At 68.5% G+C, this 13,595-nt stretch carries 12 protein-coding genes; 5 read left to right on the plus strand and 7 right to left on the minus strand.

Annotated elements, in window-relative coordinates; translation table 11 throughout:
* Positions 1-118: 118 nt before the first annotated feature.
* The 7 genes from BG418_RS01000 to BG418_RS01030 form a co-directional block, all read right to left on the minus strand.
* Positions 119-277 carry a hypothetical protein gene (locus BG418_RS01000; RefSeq protein ID WP_188271692.1) on the minus strand — a complete coding sequence of 53 codons (159 nt, stop codon included), beginning with the start codon at positions 275-277 and terminating at the stop codon, positions 119-121.
* Between the two features lie 73 nt (positions 278-350).
* On the minus strand, positions 351-2,213 hold the full coding sequence (locus BG418_RS01005) for a carbamoyltransferase (RefSeq protein WP_188271693.1): 1,863 nt from the start codon (positions 2,211-2,213) through the stop codon (positions 351-353).
* Positions 2,214-2,228: 15 nt separating this feature from the next.
* Positions 2,229-4,433, minus strand: a complete 2,205-nt coding sequence (locus BG418_RS01010) for an iron-containing redox enzyme family protein (RefSeq protein WP_188271694.1) — start codon at positions 4,431-4,433, stop codon at positions 2,229-2,231.
* Positions 4,434-4,582: 149 nt separating this feature from the next.
* The gene (locus BG418_RS01015; RefSeq protein WP_317453453.1) at positions 4,583-5,620 is read right to left on the minus strand and encodes an SGNH/GDSL hydrolase family protein; all 1,038 of its coding nucleotides are present in this window, start codon (positions 5,618-5,620) and stop codon (positions 4,583-4,585) included.
* A gap of 64 nt (positions 5,621-5,684) precedes the next feature.
* Entirely contained in the window at positions 5,685-6,875 is a 1,191-nt protein-coding gene (locus tag BG418_RS01020) for a sensor histidine kinase (protein WP_188271695.1), read from the minus strand.
* Between the two features lie 511 nt (positions 6,876-7,386).
* Positions 7,387-7,887, minus strand: a complete 501-nt coding sequence (locus BG418_RS01025; RefSeq protein WP_317453454.1) for a hypothetical protein — start codon at positions 7,885-7,887, stop codon at positions 7,387-7,389.
* A 35-nt stretch (positions 7,888-7,922) separates the two neighbouring features.
* On the minus strand, positions 7,923-8,267 hold the full coding sequence (locus tag BG418_RS01030; protein ID WP_188271696.1) for a hypothetical protein: 345 nt from the start codon (positions 8,265-8,267) through the stop codon (positions 7,923-7,925).
* A 25-nt stretch (positions 8,268-8,292) separates the two neighbouring features.
* Here BG418_RS01030 and BG418_RS01035 point away from each other — a divergent pair, with 25 nt between their 5' ends.
* From BG418_RS01035 to BG418_RS01055, 5 genes are all read left to right on the plus strand, one after another.
* Positions 8,293-9,357 (plus strand): DEAD/DEAH box helicase, encoded by a 1,065-nt coding sequence (locus BG418_RS01035; RefSeq protein WP_317453455.1) that lies wholly within the window; start codon positions 8,293-8,295, stop codon positions 9,355-9,357.
* A 782-nt stretch (positions 9,358-10,139) separates the two neighbouring features.
* Entirely contained in the window at positions 10,140-10,475 is a 336-nt protein-coding gene (locus tag BG418_RS01040) for a MerR family transcriptional regulator (protein WP_188271697.1), read from the plus strand.
* A 270-nt stretch (positions 10,476-10,745) separates the two neighbouring features.
* A complete protein-coding gene (locus tag BG418_RS01045; protein ID WP_188271698.1) occupies positions 10,746-11,126 on the plus strand; it encodes a hypothetical protein in 381 nt (126 codons plus the stop codon).
* A gap of 392 nt (positions 11,127-11,518) precedes the next feature.
* Positions 11,519-11,722, plus strand: a complete 204-nt coding sequence (locus BG418_RS01050; RefSeq protein ID WP_020133169.1) for a cold-shock protein — start codon at positions 11,519-11,521, stop codon at positions 11,720-11,722.
* Positions 11,723-12,074: 352 nt separating this feature from the next.
* A complete protein-coding gene (locus tag BG418_RS01055; protein WP_188271699.1) occupies positions 12,075-13,568 on the plus strand; it encodes a DEAD/DEAH box helicase in 1,494 nt (497 codons plus the stop codon).
* Positions 13,569-13,595 lie beyond the last annotated feature (27 nt).

The following is a 13,595-nucleotide window of genomic DNA, read 5'->3' on the forward strand; positions in this document are numbered from 1 at the left end:
CAGGCCCTCGGCCTTGAGGATGCGGCAGGCCTGGGTACCCGAGTAGTCGAACTCGGCGGCCTGACCGATGACGATCGGGCCGGAGCCGATGACCAGGACGGACTGGATATCGGAGCGCTTAGGCACGGCTGTGGTTCCAGTAGGTCCGGGCCGACGGGTCGGGCCTGCGCTTCAGGGGGTCGCGCAGCAGCCGTACCGCGAGGCCGACCGGTGTGACGACCAGCAGATAGACGATGGCGAGCAGCGTCGAGACGAACACGCGGTGTGCGGGAGCCATGGGGAGAGCCCTCTCATGTCGAGCCGTGAGCTTGGGACTTCGGTCGTCGATCCGCTGGGGCGTCGGTGAACTGTCAGTCCAACGGAATCAGTTCGCGCCAGTCCTCCTTCTCCGACCACTCCGGCTGCGCGGTCTTCTCCAGCAGGAAGTCACCCATCGCCAATGTGTCGATGTTGGTGCGCATGAAGCACCGGTACGCGTCCTCGGGGGTGGCCACGATGGGTTCGCCCCGTACGTTGAAGGAGGTGTTGACCAGGACCGGGCAGCCGGTCGTCGCGTGGAAGTCCCGCAGCAGCCCGTACAGCCGTGCGTCCTGCTCCGGCGTGACCGTCTGGACCCGGGCCGAGTGGTCCACGTGGGTGACCGCAGGGATGGTGGAGCGGGGGATCCGGAGCCGGTCCAGACCCTGCGCGCCGTCCAGGTCGCCGTTCAGCTCGGCGGTGCGCAGGCGCTGCTGCTCGGCGATGGGGGCGACGATCAGCATGTACGGGCTCGGCTGGTTCAACTGGAAGTATTCCTGGGCGTGTTCGGCGAGCACGATGGGGGCGAAGGGGCGGAAGGACTCCCGGAACTTGATCTTCTGGTTCATCACGGACTGCATCGCGGGATTGCGCGGATCGCCGAGAATGGAGCGGGCGCCGAGGGCTCGCGGCCCGAACTCCATACGGCCCTGGAACCAGCCGACGACCTTGCCCTCCGCCAGCTGTTCAGCCACCCTGCGCGACAGCTCCTCTGGGCTGAGGCGGGTGTGCGGGATCGCGAGCGCGTCGAGGTACGCCTGGACGTGGTCGTTGTCGAACCCCGGACCGAGGCGTGAACCGCGCATGGCGTCACGGGAGTTACGGGTCAGGGTACGGTCCCGGGGCCGTCCGCGCTGGGCGAGCAGGGCCGCGCCGAGCGCACCGCCCGCGTCTCCCGCTGCGGGCTGCACCCACACCTCGTCGAAGATCTCGCGCTCGACGATCTTGCCGTTGGCCACGCAGTTCAGGGCCACCCCGCCCGCCATGCACAGCTTGGACTCACCGGTGAGCTCGCGCGCCGTCCGGGCCAGCTTGACCATGATCTCCTCGGTGACCAGCTGCACCGACGCCGCCAGGTCGAACTCCCGCTGGGTGAGCGGCCCTTCGGGCTCCCGGCGCGGTCCGCCGAACAGCTCCTCGAACGCCCGGCCCGTCATGACCTGCCCGTACAGGAACTCGAAGTAGCGGGTGTCGAGCCGGAAGGAGCCGTCGCCCTTCACATCGACGAGGTTTTCCCGGATCACCCCGGCGTGGACGGGCCTGCCGTACGGGGCGAGGCCCATCAGCTTGTACTCGCCCGAGTCCACCTTGAATCCGCAGAAATAGGTGAATGCCGAGTACAGCATCCCGAGGGAGTGCGGGAAGGACAGCTCGGCGACCGGCTCGACCCGGTCGCCCCGGCCGTGCCAGATGGAGGTCGTGGTCCATTCGCCCACCCCGTCCACACAGAGCACGGCCGCCGACTCGTACGGGCTGGGCAGGAAGGCCGAGGCCGCGTGGGACTCGTGGTGCTCGAAGGACTCGATCTCCGGTACGGGGCCGAGGCCCAGCTCCGCGAGCTTGTCCTTGACCGTGCTGATCGTCCGCATCTTCCAGCTAAGCCAGCCGGGCATGACATCGCGGAAGGAGGTGAAGGAGCGGGGTGCGGTGCCGAGGTAGGTGGCCATGACCCGGCGGAACTTGCGGGTCGGCCGCTCGTAGTAGGCGATCCGGTCGAGGTCGGCGAGGGTGAGCCCGCCCTCGTCCAGGCAGTAGCGCAGGGCCAGTTCGGGGAAGGCCGAGTCGTGGCGGCGCCGGCTGAAGCGCTCCTCCTGGGCGGCTGCCGTGATGCCCTGGCCGGTGACCAGGGCGGCGGCGCTGTCGTGGTAGAAGGCCGAGAGGCCCAGAACGGTGGTGGCCGGTGCGTTGGTGGCCATGCAGAGGTCAGCTCCTCATATCCGAGAGGTGCGGGTCGTACGGCGTGTGCGGTGTGCGCGGCGGCTGCGGATCGTGGCGTACAGCTCGGCGGCCGTGCCGCCGGGGGGATTGAGCGAGCGATAGCCCACCCGTATCCGCTCCCAGACGGCGTCCTGCTGGCCGGGCCCGAGGACCCCGGGCAGATCGGCGAGATAGGCGTCGATCGCGTCGGCCGCCCAGGCCGAGTGGCCGGTGGCCACGTTGTCGATCGTGTTGTGCAGATCCACGAACTGCGTGCTGAATTTGTGGTGGCGCAGCGCCACGCGCGCGTCGCGGTAGCTGCCGCCGACTCCGGAGAGCTCCATGGCGAGGTTCAGGCCGAGGATTTCCGGCATGAACGTCTCGGGGAAGCGGGACACGCTCAGCCAGAAGGCGGGCATGGCGAAGGCCTCGTCGCGGAACCCCGGCCAGTCGCTGAACTCCCGTGACGCGGTGGGCGGAAGGTCGATGCCCATGTCGCGCAGCAGCGCGCGGTAGATACGTGGATGGTTGAGCTCCAGCTCGCCGTTGCCCAGCTCGTCCCAGTACGTACGGAACAGGAAGTGTCCCGAGCGGGACGAGGCGTGCTGGTAGTCCGTGAACCCCTGGAGCCACCCGCCGTCGATCATGATGAGCGGGGCGAGCTGCACGGTGGAGTCGATCAGCTCCGCGCGGCTGGGCAGGACCGCCTCACCTCTCTGGAAGGTGTCGGCGTGCCGGTCGTGCGCGCGGGCCAGCCACTCCCGTAACCCGTTCTCCGGATCCCAGCGCGGCGGCAGCTGCTCCGGCGCGCGCTCCATGGCGTAGCGGGAACGGGCCAGCCAGCGGGTCGCGTACGCGTGGGCGAAGCCGCGCAGCTCGGCGGAGTCCTCGCGGCCCAGCAGGGCGCGGTAGGCGGCGCGGGCGGCGGTGGTGGTCAGAGCGTGCGGTGGCGGGACAGCGGTTGGTCGTGCCGACTCACCCGCCAGGTCGGTGCCCTGGGTATGCCAGGAGTCCTGGGCGCGGTGCAGATCCTGGTGGGTGGTGGTTTCGCTCCCCGGCAGCGGATGCAGGACCGAACCCTCCTCCGGCAGGAGGGCGATCCACCGGTGGAGCGTGGCGATCTCCTCCTCCGTGAAGATCCGGAACATCGGTCCCTTGGGGCCGATCAGCCGCCCGAGCAGCGGGCTCGCGTCCGGTTTTCCGGGGCGTACGAGACGGCTCTTGGCCAGCGCCGTCAGGAACGGTCGCGGGCCCGCGTCCACATTCGCGAACCACTCCGAGAGCGGGCGTCCGGCGAGTTTGAAGCGGGAGTGGTAGACGGCGGCCTGCCGGGCCCGGGCGTGGATCAGCCGCCAGACCCCGTAGTCGGGATGCCGGGACAGCGTCGCCTCGCTGTGCAACTGCTCGCTCCACGCGCGTATTTCACGCTGCGCCCAGCGGAAACCACCGAGCAGTCGGCGCGTTGCGGCCTCGCCACCGGCCGGTCCTTCGAGAGCGTGCTGGTCGTCGAGGTACGCGCGCGTGGCGGCCAGCGACAGCTCACGGCCGCTCACCGCCGTGCCCGGGCGGGCGCCGCCCATGTCGAGGACGTCCGCGTCCGCGCCGAGCGCCGCCGCCAGCGGCGGCAGCAGGCCCACGGTACGCAGACACAGATCGGCCCCGAGGATCTCCGGCAGGAACGTGCCGGGGCGTCGGCTCATCGCGAGCAGCAGCGCGGGCAGCCGAAAGCTGAAACCCTCGACGTACTCGCTGCTCGCCAGTTGTACGCCCGGCAGCTCCTCCACGATCCCGTGCCCGCGCAGCAGCGCGCGGTACGCACTGCCACGGTCCGCCAGCGGACGGCCCGCGCCCACGTCGGACGCGTACAGCGAGAGCACTCGGAGGACCGGCTCCGTCTCGGAGTTGCCGGGGCTGGCGATCCACTGGAGCCAGGCTCCGGCGGAGAGGGCGAGCGGGGCGCAGTTGCGCAGCACACGGCGAACGGTCTCCTGCTGCTCGGGCCCGGCGGGCCCGGGACCGGGCGCGGCCAGGACGGCGCGGAAACGCTCGGCCTCCTGCGCGCTCCAGTGCCCGGCCGCCTCGATCAGAGCGGACAGCTCCTGCCCCTCGTCATCCACTGTCAGCGTCGTACGTACGTGGCGGAGATCGTCGGCGCCGAGCGACAGCGGGCCCTCGGGGGCCAGGGCGCGCAGATAGAGGCTGCGGTAGCGGGAAGACATGACAGTGGCAGACCTTCCCCTCAGAACATCGGGTAGATGGAACTGTCGTTGCGGCGCTTCTTCTTGCGTCGTTTGAACAGCGCGGCGAGCTTGCGGAGCATGGCTGATCACCTCACTTCCGGGTTCGGGTGAGCAAAGGGGGGAGCGGCTCAGCGGTCGAGCCCGAACTCGGCCTCGATGAGGCCGGTGACCACGCGGTTTCCCTCGTCGGTGAGGTGCGTCTGGTCGAGGAAGAGCCAGCGGTCGCGATCCGGCGAGGTGTTCAGCGCCCGGCTGGCGTCGAGGAACGGGACCCCGCGCTGCTTGCAGGCGGCCTCCACCTGCTCGGCGTACGCGGTGTGGACGGCGGGGTCGAGGATCTGCTTGAAGAGGTTCCACATCCGGGCGCGCTCGGTGTCGTTCTCCTCGATGAGGAGCCGCTCCTCCTCGGTGAAGCGCTTTCCGGACCAGGACGCGGTGGGCTGGAGTACATAGCGGACGCGGGCACCGGTCGGCGCGGCCAGTTCCAGGAGCCGGTCGAGATCGCGTGCCGTGTTGCGCAGCGCGATGGCGATGCGCTCCTCGGGGTCCGCGAGCTCCGGCTTCTCCTCCTCCAGCGCGCCGCCACGGCCGATGCGGCGGGCTGCCTGGGCGAGCTTTCCCCGGGCCCAGCCCGGCTGTTCGCCCTGGTCGACGTTGGACGCGCCGAGCTGGCGGAAGAACTCGCCGGAGAAGAAGAACTGCCCGTAACCGGAGCCCGCCATGGGCAGTCCCGCGACGACCAGGTTGTTGAGTCCGGAGAACACGACGATGTCCCGGATGTCGGGCAGCAGGTCGCGGTGCATCAGGAAGATGAGGACTTCCTGGGCCGAATTGAAGGCGGGCGCCGCAAGATTGAGCCAGGTGGCCGACGCCGGTCCCCGGGAAAGCAGTGAGGAAAGGGTGGCGGCGTCACTGGTCGCCCCGAAGCCGAATGCGGGGGAGGCACCAAGGAGGACGCTCACATCGCCCTTGGGGAGTGTTCCCCGGAGCGAGTACGCACCCGATTTCCCGGCCGACATCCGGAACCCACCCGCATCGGTGTTCACCACCGGGGAGCGGAAGTCGGGGCGGTTGAAGAACATGACGTACGGCATCCAGCGGATGTCACCCGTGGCGAATTCCTCGTAATGCCTCATGTGCGGAGTCAGCTTCTTCTGCTGTTCCACTGGTTCCCCTTAGAGCCGATGGGAGCCGACGGCGGGACCGAATGCGTCCGGGCATTCGGTCCCGTCAATTCCGTTCGCTCGGCTGTCGACTCTCGGGACCGGGGCTTGAGCACGGCTCGAAAGCCGTCGGAGCAGGGGTGGGTTCTTGCTGCAGCAGGGGGCATTCGGCCTCCAGGCGGAACCAGCCGCCCTCCGCCGAAGTGCGCAGGCTGCCGTCGACGGCCTCAAGGCGGGCCGCCATGTTGTCGAGCCCGCTGCCCCGGCGCTCCTCGATGAGCGGGGTGGGCGAGCCGGACGCGCCGTCGTTGGAGACGCTGAGCCGGATGGTGCGGCCGCGCAGCGCGGAGTGGCGCTTGAGCTGGATCCGGCACTGGGTCGCCTGGCTGTGCCGCAGCAGATTGGTGACCGCCTCGCGCAGCACGACGGCCAGGACGCCGCTGACCCGTGGCTCCACCTTGTCGAACTCGCCCTGCACGCTCACCGCGAGCCCGGCGGAGTCGAGGACCCGGGAGGCCAGGTCGATCTCCTTGGACAGCAGCATCCTGCGGTTGCCGTGCACGACGGATCTGATCTCGGCGAGCGTTCTGCGGGTGATCTCCAGCGACTCGGAGAGCTCACGCCGGGCCCGCTCGTCATTGGTGCCGATCAGCCGGTACGAGAGCTCGCTCTTGAGCGTGATCGCCGAGAGGCTGTAGCTGAGTACGTCGTGCAGATCCTGGGTGAACCGGACGCGTTCCTTCGACACCGCCACCCACGCCGTCTCCGCGCGCCGCCGATGCAGATCGAAGACGAGATCCCCAAGTCGGCTCAGTGCGAAGGTGATCAGCCCCACGGCACAGGTGGCGAGCGCCATGAAGAGGGTGGTGAGGAAATCGTCCTCTTCCGCCAGGGCGATCAGTACGACAGCGCTCGTGATGAGCCCGAAGAGAAACCAGCCCAGCCGGGGACCGAGAATGACGGTCGCGGCGCCGGCCAGAAATCCGCACATGATGCCCGATTGATGGCCGGTCTGCACGGGGGCGAAAGCGATGAACGCCTGAAGCCAAAGCGTCCAGCGTCCGTACCGGGTCCGTAGCCGCTGGGTGTACGGACTGCAGTGCAGCATCTGTATCGCATAGCAACAGACGACCAGCACGACCGAGCTGTACGAATCGAGCGAACTGTCCGACATCTTCAGGAGGTTGGCGGTGCCGATGGCGGCGAAACCCGCGTAGACCGCAGCCATCAGGTAGACGGCATACCGCGGAGCCATCATCGCGGAACGGGGAGGTCGAGCGAGGTACCCGCCAACCGCTCGATGGATTTCTCCCGCGTACCGACCATCTGGGTACCTCGCGCTTCTGGTGGGGGGCAGCAAAAAGACACGCGATCACGACTCCTACCCGGGCCGGTTGAACGTAAAACCGGAGTCTGTGCTACGTGCAAATAGCTGGCCGAAACGGCATGGGTGCGAGCGACGGCCCGAGGCGGCCTCGACCACGAGTGGAGGCGCCGAGCCTGTCCTACGTGCCGTGTACGTCACAGGGAGGTGCGAGCGTGGCTGATCCTGATGAACTCGACGTCAGCGCACGGGGGTTGCTGGTGTCCGTCTTCGAGAGTGCGCGGAGCTCGCTGGTGGCGCGGGTGGGCGGCGGCGGTGCGGCCGACCGGCCATCGCCGGGAGGGTGCCCGTGCCGATGCCCTCTGTCCCCGCCCTCGTCCTCGTCCGAGGTGTCGGCTGCGTATGTCATCAGCCGACGGTGAGGCCGTCTTGCCCAGCAACACGGTCAGTCGTCCGCGACTTGGAGCGCGATCGCGAAGTACTCGCCGTTCGTCCCGGCTATCAGACTGTCGAAGGCGGGGGTGATTCCGTTGACGGCGCCGCATTCCACGTCGTGATTGGTCCACCATGTCGCGTCCTGCCCGAGCAGTTCCACGACGCGGGACGCGGCCTGCCTGGCCTTGTCGTCGTCCATGAGGCGATGCGAGGGCCAGATGATGTCGACGGCGGCGATACGAGCCATGAAGGCTGAGGCGTCATGGTTCTCAAGGGGTTCCAGGGAGTACCCGATGTCGTTCACGGCCATCGGTTCGCAGCGTGCGAAGAAGCGCTTCCAGGCGTCGTCGACGAAGACGACCTCGGTGAGCAGGGTATGGATCTGCGCCGCCAACTCCCTTATGTCGGCGTCCTCTTCGGTGAATTGTCCGTACGAGACAAACACGCGCGCGTCGGTGGCGAGAGCCGCCATGCGGCTGCCCAACTCGGTCAGAACATCGATGGCTTCCACCACAGTATTCTGACCGCATCGCTGAGGTCGTCCGGTCAGTCCACGATGATGCCCGGGTAGCAGTGCTCGTGGTGCCAGTCCGGGGCCATCGGGTAACCGCAGTGACAGAACTCGGGGCGAGCCGACTCGCCCTTGGCGCGCCGGGTCAGGGCGACGATCAGGGGCTGGCGGTTCAGCCAGGACGCCGCGTCGTCGCGGTCGGTCAGGCCGAGGGCCTGCGGCGTCACGTCGAGCCCGTCGGCGAGCAACTCGATGAGAGCGTCGGCCTGTTTGCGGATGAAGCGCAGGACGTTGCCGCAGTAGGACGGTGGCATCTCGTCCAGTCGGTGGCGGCGGTCCTGGATGTCCTGCCAGACCTCGTCCTGGTTCAGGAGGTTCACCCAGTGCTCCTCCGAGGTCCAGCGTGTGGTGCGCCTCACCGGCGAGTACGCCGTCGACGCCGAGCTGATCCGCAAGGCCGACATCTGGATCGCCACCACCGAGAAGTTCGAGGCCATCTGCCGCACCGGCTCGCTGCGCGACGCCCTCGCCGACGTCGGCTGCCTCGTCGTCGACGAGGTCCACCTGCTCGGCGACCCTGGCCGCGGCCCCATCCTGGAGGCCCTGCTCGCTCGCGTCGGCGAGGACACCGGGCAGCTGCGCGTCGTCGGCCTGTCCGCGACGGTCGCCAATGCCGACGAGGTCGCCGACTGGCTCGGCGCCCGCCTGGTGCGCACCACGTGGCGGCCCACCCGGCTGATCTGGCAGATACCCGTCCCCGCCGCGTCCACCAACAGCGACCGGGGCGCCCGCGCCGTGGCCCGCACCCGCGCCGCCGTACGCCAGGTCCGCGCCATCGCCGACGAGGGCGGCAGCGCCCTGGTGTTCTGCGGCAGCAAGCGCGGCGTGCGCATGACCGCGCTCGCCCTCGCCGAGGAGCGCGGGGCCCGTACCAAAGGCGTCGACAAGGACGACCCGGAGGTCGTCGAGCGGCTCTGCTCGCCGACGGGCGTGCGCATCCACTACCGGGACTGGCCCCACAAGCGCGAGGCGGAACAGGCGTTCCGGAACCGCGAGGCAAACGCTCTGGTGGCGACGTCCACCGTGGCGGCCGGGGTCAACCTGCCCGCGCGTGCTGTCGTCGTACGCGACACCGAGATGTGCGACCGTATGGCTGTGGGACGGCACGGCCGTGGAGTGCCACCCGGTCGAGCGCGCCCCGGTCGAATTCCCCTACCCGCCCCCGGCACCGGACGACCCGGAACCCGGCCACCGGGGCGCGGTCGTCTTCACCCGGAGCGACCACTCGGCCACGGGCTGGCTGACTGCGTACAGCGGCTTGGACTGAGAGCCGCCTGGGTCGGGGCAGCTCGTCGTGCCTGGAAGAAGCCGAGCTTCTTCACCGACGTACGACACCAGCGAGTTCTTCGGCTGCTGGCGGTACACGCCCTGACCTGCTTCCGACCTGGGGCGACGGGTGGAATCTCCTGATGCGAAGTCGAGTTGGTCCGCACCTGGTCCGGACCGGTGCACCGCGCACCCGCGTCCAGGCCGCACCCGTACCGCGTTCACCGGGGCCCTGCTTGAAGCGGTGTCCCCGGCTGGAGGGGAACGCCGCACACCTCTGCTACTGCGACTGGGACCGACCATCTCTCTTCCTCGTGCACGAAAATCTATGTCGGCCGGAGTAGACATTGGGCAGTGCTGTGGTTATGGTTTCTCTCGTAGCCGAGATCAAGCAAGCCCGGCAGAGACGAACTGCCGGACAGCAGTACGCGCGGTACCCGTAGTTGCAGTGCGCAGGACGGTGCGGTGGTGGAGTTTCGAAGCCAGAGAGGTTGCAGGACGGCGACGGGGCTGACGACCGGACCGGGTGGCCCGCAGTGATCAGGGGCCACCGCAAGCAGGACCCGCAGTTGACGCGGTGGCAGTACCGGTAGGTGCAGTACGTAGTACCCAGCAGTGAAGTCAGTGGGCGGTACTGGCAGTACGCAGTTCCGCCCAGCAAGATCAGAGGGAAAGAACGGAGGAGCCAGACGCCATCAGGATCGCCCGGGTCGAAGTTTTGGGCCCGGGTACCGCAGGACATCGATAGTGAGGTGGTCTCCGGTCAAGCAACCGCGATCCCCGCAACCGCCGCTTATCCCCCCGGTGGCGGTGCGGACACAGTAGGTCGGCGCAGTATCAGGCCGGCAGATGGTGTAGCAGTTCCTTCGGGGCCCTGGTGCCATATGGCACCAGGGCCCCTCAACGCGTTCCACAGAGAGGTGCAAATGACAGCAGGCGACTCCAACAGTCGGCTCGATGACGACGACTACCCCGCCTACACCATGGGCCGGGCCGCCGAGATGCTCGGCACCAGCCAGGGTTTCCTCCGCGCCATCGGCGAAGCCCGCCTCATCACCCCGCTGCGCTCCGAGGGCGGCCACCGCCGCTACTCCCGCTACCAGCTTCGCATCGCCGCCCGCGCCCGCGAACTCGTCGACCAGGGCACCCCCATCGAAGCGGCGTGCCGCATCGTCATTCTCGAAGACCAGCTCGAAGAAGCCCAGCGCCTCAACGCCGAATACCGCCGCGCCGGCGAAGCGGCGGACCCGCCCGTGGAGTGAGGCAACGAACCTGCCGGGTGTCGGCGGTCCCGCACGCGTATGCCCGGGTGTGACACAGAGGCGCAGAGGCATCTCCCACGGCGCCAGGGTGCAGACATCAACCGCACCGCCCGCGCTCCACGTTCAGCCATGACCGCTCCGGCGCGACCGACCTTCGTGCCCTCGCCCGCCGCCGCGTCCAGCCAGGGAACCTGGCCAGGGTTGCTGGCGCCGGGCGGGTGGATCCAACTGGTAGGGATCCTCGGCCGGGGCCCCTGGCAGTATGAGCTTGTGGAGACTGTCGACAACTCGGGTGCCCCCCTCCGGCTGCTGTTGGGCCGTGAGGTGAGTGACGTCTGTTTCGTGCGGGACTACGTCGAGCTGCACTTCGACGGACCGGTCCTGCGGGCGCTGAGCGATCCCTTCGGGTTGTACGGCTGCCTCGGGTGGCGCTTTCCTGCGCGGGGGGCGCCGGCGATCATGCGCTACTACGTCGGCAAGACCGTCGACGGCTATGAACTGGATCCGGACTGGATGCTTGCCGTGGACTTCGGCGAACACCGATTCGCCATCCCGCTGGACCGGGCTTCGCGCGTGGGCCCCGAGGCGGCCCACCTGATCGGCGTCGATGAGAGAGGCCAGACTGACGCGACAGCGATGTGGGTCTGGTAGCCGGGGCGGATCCCGCACGGAGTACGCCCTCCAGTTCGCCCGACCCCTGCCCGCCACCGTCGACGCGCGTCACGACACCGAGCTCCCAGGGACATTGCGCCTCGCATGAATAAATATCTGCGCCCGCGAAGTGAGAGTTTGACGGACCGCGCGATCAGGGTTTTTGGCGCAATGACCGAGGGTGAATTATTCAGCGCACACAAACCGTTGCGGCATGCTACTGTCGATCTCAGTTGCAGTTGTGGTTCCCAAAACTTCAAGCTCTCCGATCCGGTTTCCACCGGCGGGAGTGCTTATGTATTTCCGGTCATTTTCCGGGCGGGGCAATCATCGCGGCGACACGGTGTCCGCACAGTGTGGATCCCGATGCACTGCCCCAAAGGAGATATGACATGGCTGCTGGTACCGTGAAGTGGTTCAACGCGGAAAAGGGCTTCGGCTTCATCGAGCAGGACGGTGGCGGTCCGGACGTGTTCGCCCACTACTCGAACATCGCCGCCCAGGGTTTCCGTGAGCTCCAGGAAGGCCAGAAGGTCACCTTCGACATCGCGCAGGGCCAGAAGGGCCCGACGGCCGAGAACATCGTTCCGGCCTGACGCTGACGCGTACTTTGTAGCTGGGGCCCGCATCCTTCGGGGTGCGGGCCCCAGCTATACGCATTTTCACGCGCTCGTTTCACCTGCGAGAGCGCACGGCTCGGAGAAATCCGCAGTCCCACCACACGCGGATCCTGCGTCAGGGATGCAGGAGCCAACCAGAAGCGCTGCACGCGGCCGACGCCCGGATTCCACATCCTCATCACGCCGCCCCTTTTCAGTGACCGCGCCCGCGTGAGTTTTCCGCCAGCAGCATTCGCTTTCTTTTTCCACTGGTTCATACCTGTGATTGCCCGCGCCGCTCATCGCTGCGGGAATTCCTTGATATGTGCCACATTGAGGAAGGTTCCGTATGAACCGCACACGTATGAACGACCGCTCCGCCCGCCCCCGTACCGGCGGTGCCGACGCTGGAAAGGGCGGTAGCCGCTTCGGCTCGCAGGCGCCGCGCCGCTCCGGCGGATCGGCCCGTTCCGGTGGCTACGGCCGCCGACCCGCCGCAGTGCAGGGCGAGTTCGCACTTCCCAAGACGATCACCCCCTCGCTGCCTGCGGTCGAGGGCTTCGCCGATCTCGACATGCCCGAGCAGCTGCTGGCCGAACTCGGTCGGCAGGGCGTGACGGTACCGTTCCCGATCCAGGGAGCGACGCTGCCGAACTCCCTGGCGGGTCGCGACGTTCTGGGCCGTGGGCGCACCGGTTCCGGCAAGACCCTTGCCTTCGGCCTCGCCCTGCTCGCCCGTACGGCAGGAAAGCGTGCCGATTCCAAGCAGCCGCTGGCCCTGGTCCTCGTCCCCACCCGGGAACTGGCCCAGCAGGTCACCGACGCGCTCACCCCGTACGCCCGCTCCCTGAAGCTGCGCCTGGCCACGGTCGTCGGCGGTATGTCGATCGGCCGCCAGGCCGGTGCGCTGCGCTCCGGCGCCGAGGTCGTCGTGGCCACCCCGGGTCGGCTCAAGGACCTCATCGACCGCGGCGACTGCCGCCTGGACCAGGTCGACATCACCGTCCTGGACGAGGCCGACCAGATGGCGGACATGGGCTTCATGCCGCAGGTCACCGGGCTCCTCGACCAGGTGCGCACGGACGGTCAGCGGATGCTGTTCTCGGCCACCCTGGACCGCAACGTCGATCTCCTGGTGCGCCGTTATCTGACCGACCCGGTCGTGCATTCGGTCGACCCGTCGGCCGGTGCGGTCACCACGATGGAGCACCACGTCCTGCACGTCCACGGTGCCGACAAGCACGCCGCCACGACCGAGATCGCGGCCCGTGACGGCCGGGTGATCATGTTCCTGGACACCAAGCACGCCGTCGACCAGCTCACCAAGCACCTGCTCCAGAGCGGTGTGCGGGCGGCCGCTCTGCATGGCGGCAAGTCCCAGCCGCAGCGCACCCGCACCCTGGCGCAGTTCAAGACGGGGCACGTCAGCGTCCTGGTGGCGACCAATGTCGCGGCGCGCGGCATCCACGTCGACAACCTCGACCTCGTGGTGAACGTCGACCCGCCGACCGACCACAAGGACTACCTGCACCGCGGCGGCCGCACCGCCCGCGCCGGTGAGTCCGGCAGCGTCGTCACCCTCGTCCTGCCCAACCAGCGACGTGAGATGAGCCGCCTGATGATGGCCGCCGGGATCACCCCGACGATCACCCAGGTCCGCTCCGGCGAGGCCGAGCTGAGCCGCATCACCGGCGCCCAGGCCCCTTCTGGGGTTCCGGTGGTCATCACCGCACCGGTGGTCGAACGCCCCAAGCGCAGCGCCTCCTCCCGGGGCCGACGCCGCCCCTCTTCGGCAACCCGGCGCGCCTCCGCCCACCGCTCCGGCATCAGCGCGGCGGCCTAGAGCCTTCGTGATCGACAAGCTGACCCG

Origin of the sequence: Streptomyces sp. CBMA152 (genome assembly GCF_014596475.1) — a bacterium.
In the GTDB taxonomy this organism is placed as follows: domain Bacteria; phylum Actinomycetota; class Actinomycetes; order Streptomycetales; family Streptomycetaceae; genus Streptomyces.